General features: G+C 68.9%; 21 protein-coding genes and 1 tRNA gene. 12 read left to right on the top strand and 10 right to left on the bottom strand.

Translation table 11 applies throughout. From position 1 onward, the window contains the following. Positions 1 to 30: 30 nt before the first annotated feature. From AB0I12_RS40800 to AB0I12_RS40820, 5 genes are all read right to left on the bottom strand, one after another. On the bottom strand, positions 31 to 465 hold the full coding sequence (locus AB0I12_RS40800) for a DUF2690 domain-containing protein (protein WP_359941292.1): 435 nt from the start codon (positions 463 to 465) through the stop codon (positions 31 to 33). A 3-nt stretch (positions 466 to 468) separates the two neighbouring features. Next, positions 469 to 777, bottom strand: coding sequence for a hypothetical protein (locus tag AB0I12_RS40805; protein ID WP_359941295.1), 309 nt, complete (start codon positions 775 to 777; stop codon positions 469 to 471). 2 nt (positions 778 to 779) lie between these two features. Further along, complete coding sequence (locus tag AB0I12_RS40810; RefSeq protein ID WP_359941298.1) at positions 780 to 4,769, bottom strand: hypothetical protein; 3,990 nt, start codon at positions 4,767 to 4,769, stop codon at positions 780 to 782. A gap of 193 nt (positions 4,770 to 4,962) precedes the next feature. After that, positions 4,963 to 5,427 carry a DUF2690 domain-containing protein gene (locus tag AB0I12_RS40815; RefSeq protein ID WP_359941301.1) on the bottom strand — a complete coding sequence of 155 codons (465 nt, stop codon included), beginning with the start codon at positions 5,425 to 5,427 and terminating at the stop codon, positions 4,963 to 4,965. Positions 5,428 to 5,538: 111 nt separating this feature from the next. Further along, positions 5,539 to 6,006 (bottom strand): GatB/YqeY domain-containing protein, encoded by a 468-nt coding sequence (locus tag AB0I12_RS40820; protein ID WP_359941304.1) that lies wholly within the window; start codon positions 6,004 to 6,006, stop codon positions 5,539 to 5,541. A gap of 26 nt (positions 6,007 to 6,032) precedes the next feature. On the opposite strand from AB0I12_RS40820, the gene AB0I12_RS40825 reads away from it, so the two are divergent. The 9 genes from AB0I12_RS40825 (at position 6,033) to AB0I12_RS40865 (ending at position 12,899) form a co-directional block, all read left to right on the top strand. Beyond that, positions 6,033 to 6,968, top strand: a complete 936-nt coding sequence (locus AB0I12_RS40825) for a metallophosphoesterase (protein ID WP_359941307.1) — start codon at positions 6,033 to 6,035, stop codon at positions 6,966 to 6,968. 24 nt (positions 6,969 to 6,992) lie between these two features. After that, positions 6,993 to 7,069: transfer RNA gene (locus AB0I12_RS40830), tRNA-Pro, on the top strand. Positions 7,070 to 7,136: 67 nt separating this feature from the next. Further along, positions 7,137 to 8,546, top strand: coding sequence for a DnaJ domain-containing protein (locus AB0I12_RS40835; RefSeq protein ID WP_359941310.1), 1,410 nt, complete (start codon positions 7,137 to 7,139; stop codon positions 8,544 to 8,546). Positions 8,547 to 8,550: 4 nt separating this feature from the next. Further along, positions 8,551 to 9,180 carry a lipoyl(octanoyl) transferase LipB gene (lipB, locus tag AB0I12_RS40840; RefSeq protein ID WP_359941312.1) on the top strand — a complete coding sequence of 210 codons (630 nt, stop codon included), beginning with the start codon at positions 8,551 to 8,553 and terminating at the stop codon, positions 9,178 to 9,180. 9 nt (positions 9,181 to 9,189) lie between these two features. Next, a complete protein-coding gene (locus tag AB0I12_RS40845) occupies positions 9,190 to 9,672 on the top strand; it encodes a hypothetical protein (protein ID WP_359941314.1) in 483 nt (160 codons plus the stop codon). Continuing rightward, on the top strand, positions 9,665 to 10,363 hold the full coding sequence (locus tag AB0I12_RS40850) for a carbohydrate-binding family 9-like protein (protein WP_359941316.1): 699 nt from the start codon (positions 9,665 to 9,667) through the stop codon (positions 10,361 to 10,363). The genes AB0I12_RS40845 and AB0I12_RS40850 overlap by 8 nt, the downstream gene beginning before the upstream one ends. A 61-nt stretch (positions 10,364 to 10,424) precedes the next feature. Then, positions 10,425 to 11,348 carry a tetratricopeptide repeat protein gene (locus AB0I12_RS40855; protein ID WP_359941318.1) on the top strand — a complete coding sequence of 308 codons (924 nt, stop codon included), beginning with the start codon at positions 10,425 to 10,427 and terminating at the stop codon, positions 11,346 to 11,348. Positions 11,349 to 11,479: 131 nt separating this feature from the next. Then, positions 11,480 to 12,268, top strand: a complete 789-nt coding sequence (locus AB0I12_RS40860) for a CoA transferase subunit A (RefSeq protein WP_359941321.1) — start codon at positions 11,480 to 11,482, stop codon at positions 12,266 to 12,268. A 1-nt stretch (position 12,269) separates the two neighbouring features. Continuing rightward, positions 12,270 to 12,899: a CoA transferase subunit B gene (locus AB0I12_RS40865; protein ID WP_359941324.1), complete on the top strand. Its 630-nt coding sequence runs from the start codon at positions 12,270 to 12,272 to the stop codon at positions 12,897 to 12,899. Here AB0I12_RS40865 and AB0I12_RS40870 read toward each other — a convergent pair. Then, positions 12,889 to 14,115: a hypothetical protein gene (locus tag AB0I12_RS40870; protein ID WP_359941326.1), complete on the bottom strand. Its 1,227-nt coding sequence runs from the start codon at positions 14,113 to 14,115 to the stop codon at positions 12,889 to 12,891. The two genes, AB0I12_RS40865 and AB0I12_RS40870, sit on opposite strands and share 11 nt — an antisense overlap. A gap of 75 nt (positions 14,116 to 14,190) precedes the next feature. Between AB0I12_RS40870 and AB0I12_RS40875 the strand changes: the two genes are divergently transcribed. Next, a complete protein-coding gene (locus tag AB0I12_RS40875; protein WP_359941329.1) occupies positions 14,191 to 15,093 on the top strand; it encodes a carbohydrate kinase family protein in 903 nt (300 codons plus the stop codon). A 114-nt stretch (positions 15,094 to 15,207) separates the two neighbouring features. Here the strand turns inward: AB0I12_RS40875 and AB0I12_RS40880 are convergent, their stop codons facing one another. The 3 genes from AB0I12_RS40880 to AB0I12_RS40890 form a co-directional block, all read right to left on the bottom strand. Continuing rightward, positions 15,208 to 15,381 (bottom strand): hypothetical protein, encoded by a 174-nt coding sequence (locus tag AB0I12_RS40880; RefSeq protein WP_359941332.1) that lies wholly within the window; start codon positions 15,379 to 15,381, stop codon positions 15,208 to 15,210. A gap of 389 nt (positions 15,382 to 15,770) precedes the next feature. After that, positions 15,771 to 16,442 (bottom strand): SDR family oxidoreductase, encoded by a 672-nt coding sequence (locus AB0I12_RS40885; RefSeq protein WP_359941335.1) that lies wholly within the window; start codon positions 16,440 to 16,442, stop codon positions 15,771 to 15,773. Positions 16,443 to 16,476: 34 nt separating this feature from the next. Next, positions 16,477 to 17,160, bottom strand: coding sequence for an NUDIX domain-containing protein (locus AB0I12_RS40890; protein WP_359941338.1), 684 nt, complete (start codon positions 17,158 to 17,160; stop codon positions 16,477 to 16,479). Between the two features lie 75 nt (positions 17,161 to 17,235). Between AB0I12_RS40890 and AB0I12_RS40895 the strand changes: the two genes are divergently transcribed. Further along, positions 17,236 to 18,228 carry an SPFH domain-containing protein gene (locus AB0I12_RS40895; RefSeq protein ID WP_359941341.1) on the top strand — a complete coding sequence of 331 codons (993 nt, stop codon included), beginning with the start codon at positions 17,236 to 17,238 and terminating at the stop codon, positions 18,226 to 18,228. Then, a complete protein-coding gene (locus tag AB0I12_RS40900; protein ID WP_359941344.1) occupies positions 18,225 to 19,100 on the top strand; it encodes a hypothetical protein in 876 nt (291 codons plus the stop codon). The genes AB0I12_RS40895 and AB0I12_RS40900 overlap by 4 nt, the downstream gene beginning before the upstream one ends. 131 nt (positions 19,101 to 19,231) lie before the next feature. Here AB0I12_RS40900 and AB0I12_RS40905 read toward each other — a convergent pair whose 3' ends face one another. Beyond that, on the bottom strand, positions 19,232 to 19,978 hold the full coding sequence (locus AB0I12_RS40905) for an SDR family oxidoreductase (RefSeq protein WP_359941347.1): 747 nt from the start codon (positions 19,976 to 19,978) through the stop codon (positions 19,232 to 19,234). Positions 19,979 to 20,012: the final 34 nt, after the last annotated feature.

The raw sequence follows: 20,012 nt of genomic DNA on the forward strand, positions 1-20,012 counted from the left end.
CCACCACGGACGAGGCCCTCAGTCGTTCTGTCAGCGGAAGACCCACGGACAATACGAGTCGTACTGGTCGTTGACGCGGTCGTCCCACACGGCGCGGAAGTACCAGCCGCCGCCGAACATGTTCGTCCACTCCGAGGTCTCGTCGACGTCGAACTGGATCGACAGCCGGGCTTGGACGATCTTGTCGCTGCGTGCTCGCTCGATGGTGAGGTAGATCGCCCAAAAGTTGGGCGGCTCGTTGGACCAGGCCCAGGCGGCGTTGCAGGCGGGCGAGTAGCGGACTTCCAGCCCCGCGTACGCCGGATCGGAAATCCTTCGCTGATCCGCCGTACATCCCATGGCCACCGGGCCTTTGTTGTAACACGTATCGCCGTAACAACCGACGGCGTACGCGCTCGGAGCGCCCAGGGCGAACACCCCGGTCAGGAGCATCGCACCCGCCAGAAAGATCCTCAGAAGTCGCATGGTTCACCTCACGTGGTTGGTCAAGATCTGCTTCAGATACCTCGCCTCGAGCGCCAGCCTGAGGACCGCCAGGCACAGGCCAGGAGCACAGGCGACGAGCGGGTACAGCGGGGTGTTCGGATAGTCATGGCCGAGTGACACGGCGATCGCCGACAGGGCGACCGCCACCGCCAGAAGGATCAGAACTCTGATCAGGTACCGCCGCCGCAGTTCCGGTGCGGCGAGCGCCTTTGGGCGCGCCCGCCGCACCGGAACGCAGGCCAGCAGGAGGCCCGGCACCGGCAGACTCAGCAGGTAGATCCAGAGCGCCACAACTAGTCGCCGGCGTCCGGATCGACGCCGAGATCCTTGTCGATGCAGAAGTGCACACTCGTCGGGTCGACGCCTGGTGCGTTCAGGCCGGCGAAGAGGCCCCACGGATTACCTGATCTGCCGGTGTCGGTGTCGCAGTCCCCGAACGGGTTGTCCCAGAAGCTGTCGGGGTCGGGGATGCGGCTGAACTTGACGAAGTCGCCACGCATCAAGGGATCCGGCGAGAAGCGCCACTCGCCTGTGTTCTCGACGGCGGCGCCGTTGCGGTACAGGTACTGATCGGTCATCCAGGAAGCGCGCAGCACATGGCCCTGGGACTGCGGCGCGATCAGTTTGCCGTTGGCGCACACGGTGAACGCGAGCTCCTGCCAGATCGGTGGTGCCTGGTTGAAGACCGACGCGGGCGGAGCCCCGTTGAACGCACCGGTGTCGAACCAGACGTCGTAGATGTCTTTCGCGACGTTCTTCACCGCGGCCGGGATGTCGGTGCGGTCGTTGATCTGCTGCTTCCATGCTTCGACCCGGCTCGAGACGTACCCGACGCCCAGCATCGGCCGGAAGCCGTCCACCCCACCGAACGTGTGGATCGCGAAGATGCAGTCCGTACCGGGCTGGCCGGCTTCGTTCACCAGCAGCGGCGCACGTCCGGCGGGCTTGAACGCACGGGCGGGGAAGAACGTCGTGTTCGGTGTGACCGACCTGATCTGATGGTCGTAGGTGTTCAGATTGGTGGTCGAGTAGCTCAGGTCCGGTTTGGCGATGTTGTAGTCCTGTGCAACCGCGTCGAAGAAGTCGGTGATGAGTCGCGGTATGTACGTGTTGCCGGCCCGCTGGCCGTACTCGACATCCGCGGATCCCTCCATGATCTGGTCGACCCCGGTCCTGACGTAGCTGACCCGCACAGTCGTCCGTACCTTGTACGCGTCCGCGTCCGTGTCGAACTCCGGTGGCTTCTGGGCGATCGTCGGCCGGTACTGCAGTTTGTTCGCCTCGCCCAGCAGGACCGCTGGGCTCATACCGTCGTCGTCGGCATCCGGGCTCGTGTAGGCGGCGAGGTTCTCGTCGCGCCACACGTTGCCCATCAGCCGGGTCGCGGGACCTCCGTCCTGGACCAGTCCAGGCGCTCTCGCGGCGCCCCAGTCGTAGAGGGCCTGCGGGCTGCCGAGCGGTCCGGCCAGCCACGACGTCGTACCAGACGTGGTGACGTCGGTGTCAGGATCGAAGTAGGCGTAGGCGTCTATGTCCTCGTTGACGGCGACGCCCAGGACGGGGATGAACGCCACCGCGTCGAACGCGACGGTGCCGGTGCCCCCGATGACGTCGTCCTGGGTGACGTTCGTCAACTGCACCTGAGCGTTGGAGTCCAGCTGGAAGGATCCCAGGGTCTTCCAGTGGTTGAAGTGCTCATGCTGGTTGATCACCTTCTCGACGACGTTGCCGTCGGCGGTCGTGATCTTGTACACCGCGGACGAGACGCTCGCGCCGGCCCGCGGAATGTGGGCCCGGACCAGGTACGACCCCGCGAGGCCGGCCGGTTTCCAGGTACCCGTCACCTTGTGCGCCGTGTCGCTCGCCACCCGGTTACCGGTGAAGAACGTGTGCGCACCGAATCCCATCGCGGCCTGGTGGAAGTCGATGATGCCCAACGGCGCTCCCGAGGCGTCCTTGCCGACGTCGTAGGTGAAGGTTCCCTGGTTGGTCCAGTTCCGGTTCGGGCAGAAGATGTTCTTCGACGGATCCGGGATGTCGTCGACGATGATCGCCTCCGGCCCGAGCTCCGAGTCGCACGCCGGCTCCCACGGGTTCGGGGCGGACGGCTCCGGTGCTCCGGCCGCGGTCGTGAACGGCGACGTCGCACAGATAGCCGACGGATCGCACGGCTTGACCACGACCGGCTCGTGCCACCAGCAGCGGTAGTCCGCGCGGGTACAACCTGTCACCGTCGCCGGGTCGCACGAGTTCGCCGCCGTGCAGAAGGTTGCGGCTGGTGGGTATGGGTCGTCGCTGCTGGTGGCCTTCGCGTACGCGTCGCCACCCTTGTAGTTCTTGATCGGGGTCAAAGCCCAGCCGATCACCCGTTCCTGGTACGGCCAGTCGGCCGGGTGCTCGGCGTCCGCGTAGGTGTCGCGGAGGAACACGTTGCGGGTCGGCGGATAGTCAGGATTGCGCGGGTTGTTGCTCCAGCCCAGACCCCAGTTGCCGAACTCGTCGGTGCAGGTCGGGCTCGGGGTGCATCCGGTGGTGTTGCCGAAGCGGGCATCCGGCTGGATCCCCGAGTTGTAGGCCCACAGGGCCAGGTACCAGTTCTCGACGGCGGCCGGGTTGCTGTCGTTCAGCCTGATTCCGGCGTCCTGCAGCTGGTTCCACTTCTTGACCAGGATGTTCATACCGGCCTGGATGTTCTCGGCGTAGTCGATCGCGATCTTGGCCTTGCCGTTGGGCGTGATCGAGGTTTCGGATGCCGCCATACCGGAAGTGACCTGCGAGATGCCGTAACCGCAGTCGGCCTGCGTGTAGTCGATGAGGTCGAGCGTTCCGCCCGCGCCGTAGTAGTTGCCGATGACAGAGTTGCCGCCTGAGCCGGGCAACGTACGCCGAGAAGCCTGCCGGTACGCCGACTCCTGCGCGAGGACGCCGTTGAACACCGCCGGCGGGACGTTTCCACCGGACGGCTTGATCGTCTGCAGGCGGAAGTCGCTGCTCGGGTTGTACGACGGCAGTCCACTCTTCAGGTAGTCCGCGGGCCGCGTCGGCAGCGAGTTGCGGCTCGCCTGCTCCACAGCCCAGCTGGCTTGTACGTCGTTGGCTCCGTAGGCCATCCGGGTCGGTTCGTTGCGGGGCACACCGCACTTCGGAGTGGTGAAGTTGCCGCTCGGCGCGAACTGCCGGGTCGTGGTGACGGTCGTCGGCACCGCCTCCGTCACGGATGCCGCGGACTCGACGGGGAAGCGCCCGGTGAGAAGCGTTCCGGTCTGCGCGGAGAAGAGCCGCTTCTCGTCCGGAGAGGGGGTCGCCCGGGTCGCTTCCGAGTCGGGTTCGGCAGGTACGACGGTGCGCTGGGTGACAGCCCCAGCGGTGGTGGTCGCCAGTGCCACCTTGCCCTCGGCGCTGATCGCGTCGACGAGGAGGTCACGGCCGACGACACCGGTCCCGTCGCCGGAGGTCAGCTCCGGCCGGGCGACCCGGCTCGTTGCGATCTCCCGCTTCGGCGGCGGCTGGAGGCCGCCCACCCGCGGAACCGCGTTCTCGGACGCGTAGATCTGCGCGGCATCCTTGGTGCCGGAGCCGGCGAGTCGGAGCCTGGATCCGTCGACGGCATAGGCGTCGACAGTGTTCCCGCGGAGTACGGCGACGGTCTGTCCCGCTCCCCTGGCGACCATGCGATAGGGGACGCCGTCAACGATCCGGGTCCGCAGGACGGCCTTCCCGCCAGGCTGCAGGGCAAGGATTCCACCCTGCCCGAGCGCGACTGCCGTCGAGCCGTCCGGCACCGGCGACGTCAACTGTTGCTTGACGACACCGAGACTGGTGACTCGCCTGCTCGATGCGTCCGCGACGAGCACCTCGCTCTGCTGCTGGTCGTCACCGAGGTTTCGCATCAGTGCGACCTTCGACCCCGCACCGCAGTTCGTCGCGTGGTACTTGAACGCCACCTCGTTCGCCAGCGGCCAGATCTTGCCGTTGGCGGTGGACACGACGTAGGCGAGCGCTCCGCGATCCCGCAGCCGTGGCACGTTGACCGCCCACCGCGGCATCAAGGTCGCGACCGCGAAACGCCGGTCACCAGTCAGACAGGTGTAGCCGAGCCAGTCGTCACCGTTGTATCCAGCCGGCCGGATGGTCGCCAACGGCCGCAGGACGTACTTCTCCTTCTCCAGGGCGACGTACAGCGTGTAGCCGTCGGAGTGGCTGCGTCCGGTGAGGAGAACGTCGTCACCTTCCCACCACCGCGGGCTGACGGTCGCGACGTCCGCGCCGTTCGCCAGGGCCACGGACGGTCCGCTCGAAGAGCCGGTGGGTGATTGACCATGGCCGTCATGCGCTTCGGCCGACGGCGGCCGCGCGCCCTGTGCCGCAATTCCGAAAATGAGCGCGATCAATACCGCGAAAAGAGCATGACGAAATGACCTGACGAACATCGGCGAGCCTTTCCACTAGGGGCGGAGAGAAAGACTGATCAGATGGTCACAAAGTGGTGATCTTGCAGCCGTCGTCGTGATCTGAGGTGAAAACGCAGAACCGTTCCCACGGATATGCCTGGGAAATCATCCTGGTCCACTCGGGTCCACCGTTCGGGTTAGACGTGTAGACGATCTGCGTGACCGGACTGCCGGAGCTGTTGTAGACCCCACCCGCGATGTAGGCGTACTGCCCGTCCCCGCCGGAGGTCGAGGAGTCGTACCGCAGGCGGGTCCAGAACGCATGGCAGCTCGGCGACCACCGCAGCTCGGCGATATATCCGCCGTAGAGCGACAACAGGTCCAGCTTCGTCACGGCGTCGTCGGAGCAGCCGGTGGTTTCCGGATCCAGGCCGTTACATCCCGCGTACGTGCACGGCGCCGCCAGTGCCGGCGCTGTGTTGAGCACCGAGACCGCCGTAACGGCGGCGGCGGCTGCAATGACAGTGGAGATCGCCCTTCGGATACGCATTGCTGTCCCCTCGTCGACCGACTGTAATCGCGCAGGGTGAACTTACGGTCCGGCCGGACGGCTCAGCAAGGCTCCCGGAAAGAATTGCAGCTTGTTGCAGAAAAGGTTTGATCAGGCGCCGAGCTGGCGCTTCACCTCGGCGGAGACGACTGCGCCGTCGGCCTTGCCCTTGACCTTGGGCTGGAGGGCGCCCATGACCTTGCCGATGCCGCGCGGGCCCAGCTCGGCGGCGCCGGTGGCGGTGATGGTCTCGGTCACCAGGGCCTTGATCTCGTCCTCGGTGAGCTGCTCGGGCAGGTACTCGGCCAGGATGTCCGCCTCGGCCTGTTCCTTGTCGGCGAGCTCCGCGCGGCCGGCCTCGCGGTAAGCCACGACGGACTCGCGGCGCTTCTTCGCCTCGGAGCTCAGCACGTCGACGATCTCGGTGTCGCTGAGTTCGCGGGCCTCCTTGCCGGCCACCTCCGCCTTGGTGATCGCGGTGAGCGCCATCCGCAGCGTCGACTTGCGGATCTCGTCGCGCGCCTTGAGGGCGGCGGTCATGTCGTCGTGCAGGCGCTGCTTCATTCCGGAGTTGGACATACCTGAGATTGTGGCAGGCTGGTGAAATGAGTATCGCGAGGACCGCCCTGAAGACCGCTGCGGCGGTCACGGCTGTCGGCGCCGCGTGTGTCGGGTACGCGGCCGGGATCGAGGTGCGCTGGTTCACACTGCGCAAAGTCACCGTGCCGGTGCTGCCCGAGGGGTCGGTGCCGCTGCGGGTGCTGCACCTGTCCGACCTGCACCTGATGCCCAGGCAGGAGAAGAAGATCCGCTGGGTCAACGACCTGGCCGCGCTCGAGCCCGACCTGATCGTCAACACCGGCGACAACCTCGCGAGCGAGCACTCGGTCCCTCCGCTGCTCCGCGCGTACGGCGACCTGCTCGACCTGCCCGGGGTGTTCGTGTTCGGCTCCAACGACTACTGGAAGCCGCACTTCAAGAACCCGGGCAAGTACCTGCTGCCCGCGAACAAGCAACGGCACAAGCCGCACGGCCCCGACCTGCCGTACGAGGAGATGCGCCGCGCGTTCACCGGCGCCGGCTGGACTGACCTGAACAACGCCAAGGCCACCCTCAAGGTGAACGGCCTGCGCCTCGACTTCGCCGGCACCGACGACCCGCACATCAAGCGCGACCGGTACGACGATGTCGCGGGTGAGATCGATCCGGCCGCGGACCTGTCGATCGGCGTCACGCACGCGCCGTACCAGCGGGTCCTGAACGGGTTCGTCGGCGACGGCTATCCGCTGGTGCTCGCCGGCCACACCCACGGCGGCCAGCTCGCCGTCCCGTTCTACGGCGCCCTGGTGACGAACTGCGACCTCGACACGTCCCGCGTGAAGGGCCTGACCACCTGGGGGTACGGCGGCCGTCAGGCGGCGCTGCACGTGTCCGCAGGCCTCGGTACGTCGCCGTACGCGCCGGTCAGATTCGCCTGCCGGCCGGAGGCGACACTGCTGACTCTGGTCCCTCGGAATAACCCGATTTCGTCCGGACGCTGAGCCCATGTAAGCTACTCGCGACTTCGGGCTGTGGCGCAGCTTGGTAGCGCGCTTCGTTCGGGACGAAGAGGTCGCAGGTTCAAATCCTGTCAGCCCGACCACCATTGAGGGTCAGTCACTGCGGTGACTGGCCCTCAGTGCGTTAGGACGTGTCGCGGAGGTGCTTGGGTGGGCGGGGCCGATCACTACGAGGTGCTCAACGTCGAGCGCACGGCCAGCACCGCCGAGATCAAGTCCGCGTACCGGAAGCTCGTCCGGCAGGTGCATCCGGACCAGGGCGGCAACGCGGCGCTCTTCCGCCTCGTCCAGGACGCCTGGAACACTCTGTCCGACCCCGGGAAGCGCGCCGCGTACGACCGCGGCCTCGACCGGCCGGCGGAGGCACCGCGCGCCAACCCGCGCCGGGAGCCGGATCCCGAGCCGGAGCCGACCTGGACCTGGTCGACCGACCAGCCGTGGTCCGACGAGCAGTCCCGCTCCACCGACCAGCCCTGGTCGTCCGAGCAGGACTGGTCGTCCGAGCAGGCGTGGTCCGACGGGCAGCCTCGCGCGGCCGACGATTCCAGGACGACCAGTACGACCGGCGACCCGGCTCGCCCGGCCGATGCCGGCCTGGTCCAGGCCCGCCCGGGGTTCGGCCGCTGGCGGCTGCCGGCGCTCATCGCCCTGGTCGCCTTCGCCGTCCTGGTCATCGGCATCCTGGTCAGCGCCAGCTACCAAGGCTTCTGGGACATCGCCTTCGGCATCTGCACCGCCGCGATGATCGTGGTCGCGCTACCTCCGCACTGGGGCCGGCGAGTGCCGTTCCGCGGCTTGTTCATGACCCTCGGCGTCCTCACCGCGGCGTTCTATCTGCTGGCGCTCGTGCTGACCGCGCTTCCGTTCGCGGCGGACAACGGGTCCAGCGTCGGCCGCATCCTGATCGGCGCGACGGTCGTCGGCCTCGTGGTCACGCGGATCCTCACCGGCCGCTGGTCGAAGGCGCATTCCCTCGACCGGGCGATCGACCGCACGGCGGCGTACGAGTTCAACCTGTGGGGCCGTCCTGGCGAGCCTCTCGTCGACGACGCCCTGGCTGCGCCGATCACGCCGTACGACGTCCTGCTGCAGCGGCGAACGGCCAACCTGCTCGATCCGGTGATCACCGCCCTGCCCGCGGCGAAGCTCGTCCACGGCGCGCAACTCGGCGCGGTCGCCGTCGACCACATGCTGCTCAACGGCCACCGGGTCGCGCTGATCGTCTCGCTGGTAGGACCGCCCGGCGTGTACTCCCTGGACGCCTACGGATCCCTCGTCTTCAACGGCCAGCCGCTGGACAGCCCCGTGGCCGCACTGGAAGCCGCCGTCACCTCCTGGCGCGGCCGCCTCCGCACGGCCGAGGTCCGCGGCTTCCTGATCGTCCACCCGTCCACCGACGGCCGCATCAGCACCCGCCCCGCCACCGACACCGCCGTCACGTGCCTGCCCTCCCAGTCCGCCGCCGACGACCTCCTCACCTGGCTCCAATCAGAAGGCAACCTCCTCGACCGCCGCCTCCTGTACGACGTCCTGCACCGCGCGCCGTACGGCCTAATCTGAACGTATGCAGCGGGTTGATCTCGGTGAGGTGCAGTACGGCGTTGCCGCGAAGGACATGCGGGAGTGGGTCGAGGAGCGGGTTGCCGGCAAGGTTGGGGATCGGCTGTTTCTGCTGAGTCATCCGCCGGTGATCACGTACGGGCCGCGGACCGGGCTCGGCGATCTGCCGGCGGAGGCGGCCGGGATTCCGGCGGTGGAGGTTGATCGGGGTGGGTTCGCGACGTATCACGGGCCCGGGCAGCTGGTCGGGTATCTGGTGATCGATCTGCACCAGCGCGGGCCCGTCGACGTCGTGCGGTGGGTGGAGAACGGGCTGATCGACGCGCTCGGGTCGCTCGGGTTCCCGCTGGTGCGGCGGGACACGCCGAAGGGTGCGAGCAGCCTGGTCGGGGTCTGGACCGCGGACGGCCGGAAGCTGTGTTCGATCGGGATGCGGATCCGGCGGGGCGTGACCAGTCACGGGTTCTCGATCAACGTGGACCCGGACATGACCGTTTTTCACACGTTCACGAGTTGCGGGCTGCACGACGTCACGATGGTGTCGCTCGCGGAGCTGGCCGCCGAGCAGGGCCTGGCCGCGCCGAGCGACGCCGACGTACGCGATGCCGTCGCGCGCAGCCTGGGAGCCCGATAACCTGCGGCAATGGGTCAGGAGGACGACGGCGGCCGGATGCCGGAGGATCTGGAGGCCGTCCTGGAAGCCGCCGAGGAGGCGGAGCAGGCCGAAAAGGGGCGGTACGACGCCCCGCCGCTGCCGCCCGCCCTGATCCTCGGTGTCGTCGGGCTGCTGTGCGGGTTCGCGACCATCGCGCTGGTGTGGCTGAGTGAGCGCAGTTGCGAGCGGTTCCGGGACACCACGAACTGCGGCGCCCTCGGACTGCCGCTGCTGGTGTTGATCGTCGTCGTGACGATGGTGCTCGGCGGCCTGGCGCTCAGCCGGCTGGCGATGCCGCACCCGAAGCTGATCCCGTTCCTCGGCGTGGCGTTCATGGTCGCGCTGGTCATCGCGTTCCTGACCGGCCACCTGGACTCGCCCTGGATCCTCGCCGTCGTACCGGCGCTGACCGCCATCACCTTCCTGCTCGCCGATCTCGTCGCCCGACTGCTGGAGCGTGCCGATGCCTGACCTGCCCGTCTACGAGTGCCCGCGGACCGTCACCGCGCCGAGTCTCGACGGCACCCTGACCGACCCCGCCTGGGACGCCGCGCCCTGGACGACGGACTTCGTCCCGATCCACGACGGCCCCGCGCCGCGGTTCCGGACCCGGGCGAAGCTGATGTACGACGACCGGTACCTGTACGTCGGCGGTCTGCTCGAGGAGCCGCACGTCTGGTCGACGATGACCGAGCACAACAGCAAGCTGTTCCACGAGAACAACTTCGAGCTGTTCCTCGACCCGGACGGCGACGGGCTGAACTACTACGAGTTCGAGATCAACCCGCTCGGCACGATCTGGGAGCTCACGCTGCCCAAGCCGTACGTCGACGGCGGCGTCCCGATCGACCCGACGAACCTGCCCGGTCTGCGGACCGCGATCCACGTCGACGGCACGGTCAACGACCCGTCCGACACCGACACCGGCTGGTCGGTCGAGCTCGCCGTACCGTGGGCCGATCTGGCCGCGTACAACAAGGGCCGGGCGACGCCCCCGAACCCGGGCGACGAGTGGCGGATGAACCTGATGCGCTGCGAGTGGCCGCACGAGGTCGTCGACGGGGCGTACGTGAAGGGTGAGGACATCGAGTTCTGGGTGTGGTCGCCGCAGGGCATCGAGGACATGCACCGGCCTGCCACCTGGGGCGTGCTCCGTTTCTGACTCCGTGACTCCCGTGACCCCTGTGACACGGCGTTAACACGACCAGGAGACAATGAGGTACGTGAACTTGGGGGGCAGCGGCGATCTCGACGGCGACCAGGTCGTCAGTGCGATCGAGCGTGCCTGCGAGAGCGATCTGCGGACGGCTTTGCGGTTGGTTGCGCGCTACTCGGCGTACTGGTGGTCGAACGGGCTTCAGGATGAGGCCGCGGCCGCGGCGGAGCGCGTGCTGAGCATGCTCGGCCGGACCGTCCCGGTCGGGCTCGACGAGGAATACCTGCTCGCGGTCGTCCACGGAGCCGCGACGGCCGAGCAGGAGCAGGTGGAGCTGGCCCAGCAGATCGTCCTGACGACGACCGGCCCGTTCCGGTACTCCGTGACGGTGCTGCTCTGGTCACTCGTGTTCGGGCCGTTCGAGCCGGCCGCCGTGGTTGAGGACGTCCTGGAGCGGAACGAGGGCGGTGACGCGTGGACGCGCGCGGCCGTCGAGCTGTGCCGCGGGTACCCCGGTCTGACCACGGCCGCGCCGGGTGACGCCGTTCAGGCGTTGCGTACGGCGCTGGGCCGGTTCCGGATGCTGGAGGACCGCTGGGGCATGTTCCTGGCGCTGAACGGGCTCCGGCAGGTGGTCGACGAGCCGCTGGACGTCATCACGGAGGCGATCCGGCTGGCCGAGGAGCTCTGTCTGGGTGACCACACAGCCCTGCTGCTGTGTGAGCGCGCCGCCCTGTACCTACGGTCCGGCAAGCTGGAGGACGCGCAGGACGACTACAGCCGCGCACTGTCGATCGGTGAGCACGCCGACCTCCCGGAGAGCGTCGCCGCGGCGCGGATCGGCCTGAGCCGTGCGGCGCGCGGCTCGGGGAACCTCCCAGCAGCCCGCGCGCACCTGTCCGCTGTGCTCGCGCTGCCCGACCTGGACGTCGCCCACCACGAGGCGATCCTGGAGCTCACCGCGCTGAACGCCTCCGAAGCGTCCGCGTAGGACCCGACCACACAGCCGGGTGGTACGCCGCCACATCTGTGGCACCGCCCACATCGCGAGACAGCGTTCCTCTGGTTAGAGTCGGAGCGAATCGGCAGAAGACAACACCGGCCACTGCAACGGAGCAGCTGATGGACAAGACGTACGGGTCGCCGCAGGAAGCGGTGGCGGACATCGGGGACGGCGCCAGCCTCGCCGTCGGCGGCTTCGGGTTGTGCGGCAACCCGATGCAGCTGATCAGCGCTCTGCACGACAAGGGGGTGTCCGGGCTCAGCGTCGTGTCGAACAACTGCGGCGTCGACGACTGGGGCCTCGGCATCCTGCTCGCGGACAAGCGGATCGCGAAGATGACCTCGTCGTACGTCGGGGAGAACAAGGAGTTCGCCCGGCAGTTCCTGTCCGGTGAGCTGGAGGTCGAGCTGACGCCGCAGGGCACGCTGGCCGAGAAGCTCCGGGCCGGCGGCTGCGGGATCGCCGCGTTCTACACGCTGGCCGGCGTCGGCACCCAGGTCGCCGACGGCGGGCTGCCGCAGAAGTACAACGCGGACGGCTCGGTCGCGAAGGCGTCGGACCCGAAGGAGACCCGGGAGATCAACGGGACGACGTACGTCCTCGAGGAGTCGATCACCACCGACTTCGGGCTGGTGCACGCGCTCAAGGGCGACACCCACGGGAACCTGGTCTTCGACCGCAGCGCGCGGAACTTCAACCCGCTCGCCGCGATGGCCGGCCGGGTGACGATCGCGCAGGTCGAGGAGCTCGTCCAGCCTGGTGAGCTGGACCCGGACTCGATCCACCTGCCGGGCGTCTACGTCCAGCGTGTCGTTGCGGTCGGCAAGGACATCGAGAAGCGGATCGAGAAGCGTACGGTGCAACCGCGGGAAGCCTTCGAGGCGCAGCGCGAGAAGCTGGAGGCCTGAGATGCCACTCACCCGTGAGCAAATGGCGGCCCGCGCCGCCGCGGAGCTCGAGGACGGCTCGTACGTGAACCTCGGCATCGGCCTGCCGACCCTGGTCCCGAACTACATCCCGGACGGCGTCACCGTCGTCCTGCAGTCCGAGAACGGCATCCTCGGCGTCGGGCCGTACCCGGTCGAGGGCGAGGAGGACCCGGACCTGATCAACGCCGGCAAGGAGACCGTCACGACGATGCCCGGGGCGTCGTTCTTCGACTCCTCGCTGTCGTTCGGGATGATCCGCGGCGGCGCGATCGACGCGGCCATCCTCGGCGCCATGCAGGTCTCGGCCAAGGGCGACCTGTCGAACTGGATGATCCCTGGCAAGATGGTCAAGGGGATGGGCGGCGCGATGGACCTGGTGCACGGCGCCAAGAAGGTGATCGTGCTGATGGAGCACGTCGCCAAGGACGGCTCGCACAAGATCCTCTCCGAGTGCGACCTGCCGTACACCGGCCGCGGCGTGGTGAACCGGATCATCACCGACCTGGCCGTGCTGGACGTCACCGACGACGGCCTGCAGCTCGTCGAGCTGGCCGACGGCGTCACCTTCGACGAGCTGCAGGAGAAGACCGGGGCCCCGATCAAGCAATGAACTTCGTCTCCGGCAGTGCGCGGCTCCAGTTGTGCGGGCGGTGCCGGAGATGCTGGTCGAAGAACGCCGGGACGTAGGTGCGGAGCGCGCGCAGGACGTTGCCCGCGTCCGCCGTACCGACGGTGTTCGCGATCAGTTCCGGCGGGACCGGGAAGAACCGCTGGAACCACGGGATCAGCGCCTGGTAGTCGACGAAGCTGTAGTGCCGGCCGTTCGGCAGGTTCAGGTCGCGCTTCCAGCCTGACGAGCGGTCCCAGAACAGTCCCCAGGACGGGTCGGTCCGGTGGTCGTGCGGCCCCGGACCGATCGCGCCCGAGCCCATCAGCAGGAACGGGCGCGTCGTCCCCTGCGCGACGGTCGGGCAGTCGGCCGGGTCGTCGTATCCATAGCCGAGCTCGCCGTCCAGGTCGATCGCGGCGAGGATCCGCGGGTCGGCGACCAGCAGGTCGATCGAGCTGAGACCGCCGGCCGAGTGACCGTACGCCCCGATCCGGTCGAGGTCGAGGACGGCGCCGAGTCCGGCCGGGAGGCGGCGGTGCTCCGCATCCGGGTTCTCGCCGCGGGCGAGCCGGCCGAGGGCGTCGAGGACGAAGCGCAGGTCGTCGAAGCGCGCGGTGCGGGCGAGCAGCGCGTACGGCGCCGGCGGGAGCGTCTGCACCTCGATCCGGTCACCCGGGAACTCGACACCCGCGACCTCGTACGTGTGGTCGACGGTGACCACGACGTACCCGCGACTGGCGAGCTCCGCGACACTGATCGACGCGAGCCCGCGCGGCACGCCGAACCCCGGCGAGAACAGCACGACCGGCCGCTTCCCGGGCAGGACCGGTGCGAGCAGGCCGCCGTGGCTCTTCGCGCCGGCCCAGTCGATCGTTCCGACGGGCTGCTGGAGCGCGATCGCCGCACCTTCGCCGAACACCTGCGCGGTCAACGGCGGCAGGTACGGCGCGGGCGCGGCCGGGCGGGCCGCCGGGTACCAGACGCTGACCATCAGCTCACGCGGCCGGCCGGGCACGAACGGATCGTCGCGACGGCGGTCGACGAGGTGCAGCTCGGTGGTGCCGACCGGAAAGGCGCCGGTGGGCCGCGGCAGCCGGATCGGCACCGGCACCCCACGACTCACCTCACGATTCGCGGCAGCGGTCAGGGCCGGCGTGGCGAAGCTGCCGAGTGGAGCCAGTAGGGCGGAGGCGATGAGAGTTCGGCGATTGAGCATGGCCCGACTGTGCCCGGACACCAACTATCCGTTCAGCTTGCGAAAGACACCTGTGATCCCTGGCGAAAGTCGGGTATGACGGGACAGGTGGACCTGGATGTGCTGGTGATCGGCGGAGTAGGCATCGACACGATCGTGCGGGTGCCAGGCCTGCCGTTGGCGGATGTGGACACGGTCCCGGTCCAACCGATCGAGTCGTACCTGGCGCACACCGGTCACGGCGTCGCGCTCGGCTGCCACCTGCTCGGGCTGCAGGCCGGACTGGTGGACGTGATCGGCGACGACCCCGAGGGCGCGCGGATCCGGCGTGCGTACGACGAGCTCGGCATCCCGCTGCGCGTCGTGCTGCACCCGAGCGGCACCCGCCGGTCGGTCAACCTGGTCGCCCCGGACGGCCGCCGGCTGTCGATGTACGACGGCCGCCACCCGCGCGGTCTGCGCGTCGACCCGAACCTGTGGCGCCCGGTGCTGCGCAGCGCGCAGCACGTCCACGTCTCGATCATGGACTTCGCCCGCGACGCCCTCGGCGACGCGATCGCCGCCGACCGGTCGATCTCCACCGACCTGCACGACTGGGACGGCCGCAACGACCACCACAAGGACTTCGCCACCGCCTCCGACATCGTCTTCGTCTCGGCCACTGCGCTGCCGGCCGACGGCGTCGACTGGATCCTCGCCAACGGCCGCGCCGACGTGGTGGTCGCGATGGCCGGCGCGGACGGCAGCTACCTGCACGTCCGCGGCGAGCCGGTGCGGCACTTCCCCGCGATCACGTTCCCCGACCGCCCGATCGTCGACACCAACGGCGCCGGCGACGCCTACGTGGCCGCCTTCCTGGCCCGCTACCTCGACGGAGCCCCCTGGCAGGACGCCGCCACCGCCGGCACCGTCGCCGCCAGCTGGGCCTGCAGCTCCCCCGGCACCCACACCAACCTGATCACCGCAGAAGAACTCGCCGTTCGCAGCAGAACGCTTTGACGGATCTCCGTGTGAACGTCCGGACCTGTATAGTTGGCTGCAGCTCAGGGCAGTAGCCCTCGGGAAGTGAACCCGGCAGTCATCCGGACGGTTGGCGAGCCGGGTTTCGCGCGTCTAGACCCGGATCACCGTCGAGTAGGGCGCGACGAGTTCACGCCATTCGCCGCCCTTCACCCACGACCACGCCACGGCGTCGGGCGTCCACAACATCGGATCCACGTGCGCCGCGAGCAGTTCGTACCGCAAACTGTCGGAGCACTCGTGCCGACGCGCGGCGTGGAACAACACCTGCTTGTCGACCGTCGCGGTGGACTCGTCGCGCTGACCACCAGCCGCTCAGCCGAGCTCGCGATGTCTTGGACCATCGCGGCGAGACAGGCCCGTCGAGCAGCGATGTCGTTCCGGTCCGCCTGATACAAGCGGGCCACAAGACCTAACTCGGCGATCACCGCGAGAATCTTCCGCCGCCTCGCCGGCGACTCCTTGGTGAAGTGGATCCGCCGCTCGCGAGGCATCAGAAGACTCGCCATCGTCCGCCGATGCCTATTCACTTCCTCTGCAGGGCACAGGGTTGCCGCCATGAGAAGACCTTTGGTCTTGCTCTCGTCGACGAACACATGCTCGAGCATGGCGTGAACTCTAAGTGTCTGCTCTGACAGCGCAAAGTCACATCTACCTCATGGGTGCAATGGCGCCAGCTGTTCGAAGTAGAAGGCTCGGATGAAGCAGTCTCGGGGTTGGGTGACGGCGAACAGGACGCAGTCGACGACCGAGTCGGCGGTGAGGGGGGAGCCGGGGTGGCGGGGGCCGGTTTGGGTGAAGTCGGGTGGGAAGAGGGAGATAACGCGGATGCCTTCGGGGCGGAGGCGTTCGGAGAGGATCTCGGCGTACCCGGCTTGAGCATGCTTGGCGGCGTAGAAGGCTGCGTGTGCCTCGGAGCGGTGCTGACCGGGCTCGCCGGCGGCGGAGATGAGGTTGACGATGTCCGGGGCGTCGGACTCCCTGAGCAGCGGGAGCAGCCGTTCCGTCAGCAGCACCGTGCCGGTGGCGATCCCGCCGATGGTGTCGATGATGTCGGCCGGGCTGACCTCCCCAGCCAGGTAGCGCGCACCGCTGTTGACCAAGACATCCAGCCGTTCGACGGGCAGTTGCTCGATCGATGCCGGGTCGGCGAGGTCGAGTACGGCGGCCGTCGCCCGGCCACCCGCGGCGTGGATCAGCTCGACCGTCTCCTCGGCAGCGTCGCGGGTCCGGGCGGTCGCGAGGACATGGGCACCGCGGGCGGCGAAGGCGAGCGCGAGCTTGCGGCCGGTGTCGCGGCCGGCGCCGGTGACGAGGACATGAGTCATGCCGGGCAGACAACCAGCTCAAGTCGGCTGGAGGTCAACCTCGCGTCATCGGCGGGTGCAGGGTGGTGGCGGTGCCGCGGTGGAAGAGTTGGGCTGGGCGGCCGCCGTCGCGCGTTGTGGTGGTGCCTACGGGGGCGACGAAGTCGGGTGTCTTGGTGACCTTGCGGTGGAAGTTCCGCGGGTCGAGCGGGGTGCCCCAGACCGCCTCGTAGACGCCGCGGAGCTCGGAGATCGTGAACTCCGGCGGGCAGAACGCGGTGGCCAGCGGTGAGTACTCGAGCTTCGCGCGTGCCCGCTCGACGCCGTCGGCCAGGATCCGGTGGTGGTCGAACGCCAGCCGCCCGGCGTCGTCCAGGACGTCGGTCGCGTCGACCCAGCTCGCCGACGCCGCGTCCGAACCGGCGACCGGCGCAGGCAGGTCCGGTACGAGGGCCAGGTACGCGACGCTGACCACCCGGCCGCGCGGGTCCCGGTCCGGAGCGCCGTACGTCGCGACCTGCTCGAGGTGGATCCGCTCTGCGGACAGCCCGGTCTCCTCCGCGAGCTCGCGGCGCGCGGTCGTCTCGAGGTCCTCGGCCGGCCGGACGAACCCGCCGGGCAGCGCCCAGCGACCCTGGTACGGCGGGATGCCGCGGCGGATCAGCAACACCTGGAGGCGGCCGTCGCGGACGGTCAGGATGACCAGGTCGGTAGCCAGGCCGAGCGGCTCGAAGTCCATCACCCCACTCTAATCGTCACCTTGACGAAAAGTCACTCAACCCCTTATCGTCATAGTGACGACAAGGAGTGCGAGATGGCAGACATCACCCGGTTCCGCTTCATCAGCCACCTGCGGGCCAACCCGACCACCCACGTGCGGCACCTGCGCAACGGCAAGGTCGCGCACGACGGCGCCGGTCAGGCGTTCTGGTTCCGGGCGCTGAACTCGTCGCTGAGCGAGATCCCGATCGACGACCGCGAGCAGCCGTTGCTGTTCCACGGCCGCACGCAGGACTTCCAGGACGTCGCGGTGCAGGCCACCGTCACCTACCGGGTGACGGATCCGGCGCAGGCCGCGAGCCGGCTGGACTTCGGCATCGACCCGGGCACCGGGCTGTGGCGGTCCACGCCGCTCGAGCAGCTCGGCGGTCTGCTGACCGAGCTGGCTCAGCAGACCGCACTCGACGTGCTGGCCCGGATGACGCTGACCGAGGCGCTCTCCGAGGGCATGACCGCGCTGCGTCAGGCGGTCGGCACCGGCCTGCGGGAGGACCAGCGGCTGACCGGCCTCGGGATCGGCGTCGAGGACGTCCGCGTCGTCGCCGTGCGGGCAGAGCGTGACGTGGAGAAGGCGCTGCAGACGCCGACCCGCGAGATGGTGCAGCAGGCCGCGGACAAGGCGACGTACGAACGGCGCGCGCTCGCCGTGGAGCGGGAGCGCTCGATCGCCGAGAACGAACTGCAGAACCAGATCGAGCTCGCCCGGCGCGAGGAGCAACTGGTCAACCAGCGCGGCCAGAACGAGCGCCTCCGGGCGACCGAGGCGGCCGCCGCCGGTCAGATCGAGACGCACGCGGCGGCCGGTCGCCAGCGGGCCCTGGCCGAGGCGGAGGCGGACGCCAAGCGGGTGATCGGCGCCGCGGAGGCTGCTGCCGAAGGGGCGCTGCTGGCGGCGTACGCCGAGCTGGACCAGGGGACGATCCTGGCGATGGCGATCAAGCAGGGCGCCCTGCCGGAGATCGGCACGCTGAATCTGACACCGGACCTGCTGACTCCCATCCTCAGCAAGCTGGCCGAACAGCGATGACACTTCCTCCGAGGGCGGTGATCGTGCACCGGGCGACCGAGCTCACCGAGCTGGTCGCCCGGCACGGGACGCGCCAGCAGGCCGGGTTCTTCCTGGCCGGGCGCGGACGGGATCTGGCGGAGCTGGATGCGCGGCACCAGGCGCAGCAGGACGCGCTGGCGACCGTGTCGGCGGCGATCCCGCTGGACTGGCGGCGCGCGGTCGCCGAGCGCGACGATCTCGACAGGTTCGTGTTCGGGCCGGAGGACGTGGTGATCGCCGTCGGGCAGGACGGCCTGGTCGCGAACGTGGCGAAGTACCTCGACGGCCAGCCGGTGATCGGGATCAACCCCGAACCGGCCCGCAACCCCGGCGTACTCGTCCCGCACGAACCCGAGGCGATCGCCGACCTGCTGGTGTCACGGCAGGTCGCCGAGCGGACGATGGTTGCCGCCAGCACCGATGACGGACAGCACCTGGTCGCGTTGAACGAGGTGTACGTCGGTCACCGCACGCACCAGTCCGCGCGCTACCGGCTGAGCGCGCCCGACGCGCTGCCGGAGCGGCAGTCGTCGTCCGGGATCCTGATCGGCACCGGGACCGGATCGACCGGCTGGTGCCGATCGGCCTGGCAGGAACGCCGCAGTCCGCTGGCGCTGCCGGCGCCGACCGACCCGGTGCTGTGCTGGTTCGTGCGTGAGGCCTGGCCGTCGCCGGCGACGGGCATCGACAACACCGAAGGGCTGCTGAAGGCGCCGGATTCGCTGACGGTCACGGCCGAATCGGACCTGGTCGTCTTCGGCGACGGGATGGAATCCGACACCTTGAGCATCAGCTGGGGCCAGCGGATCGAGGTCGGCGTCGCCCCGGTCAGGCTGCACCTGGTGGTCTGATCGTGGCCGGGGCGGCGATGGTGTGCACGCCCGACAGGTAGTGCGCCGGCGAGACACCGTACGCACAAACAGTTTCACGCTCAGGTGCACTACCCGACCGACCGACACCTCCTGTCGAGGGTGCACGCCGGTTAGTTCTCTCTCGACGGCTGGATGATGAGGTGCGGGAGGTTGACCTCGCGGGGGCGGCTGGTGACGTAGGCGATCAGGTCGGCGACCTCGGTGGCTGGGACGGCGGGGAGGGTGGACCGGAGGTCGTTGACCATCGCCTGGAGGTCGGGCGGGAAGCTGTCGGCGAGTTCGGTGCCGTCGATCATGCCGGGTTCCAGGTCGGTGACGCGGATGCCTTCACCGGACAGTTCGGCGCGTAGCGTCCGGGTCAGGTGGCTGACGGCCGCCTTCGAGGCGCCGTACACCGCCATGCCGGGGTTGATCCGCCCGCCGGCCAGCGACGAGACGTTGATCAGGTCGGTGGTGCGCGTCGCGGCCGACCTGCGCAGCGCCGGCAGGAACGCGTGGGTGACGTTGATGACGCCGGTGAGATTGACGTCGACCGTACGCCGCCACGCCTCGACCGGCCCGTCGGCGAACGGGATCACCTCCATGACCCCGGCGTTGTTCACCAGCAGGTCGACGTCACCCAGCCGTTCCTGCACCAGCGCCGCAGCCTCGGCGACGGACTCCCCGGACGTGACATCGGCCGGTACGACGAGCGCCGTACCGCCGGCCTCGGCGATCTCGGCGGCGACCTTCTCGAGCCGGTCGCGGCGCCGGGCGAGCAGTGCGACGGACGCGCCGTCGGCGGCGAGACGAGTGGCGACGGCACGGCCGATTCCGCTGGCGGCGCCGGTGACGAGTGCGATGCGTGAGGTTGTCATGGCTCCACCTTCGTCCGCCCGGCGCGGGCTCAGG

Origin of the sequence: Kribbella sp. NPDC050459 (assembly GCF_040655315.1) — a bacterium.
In the GTDB taxonomy this organism is placed as follows: domain Bacteria; phylum Actinomycetota; class Actinomycetes; order Propionibacteriales; family Kribbellaceae; genus Kribbella.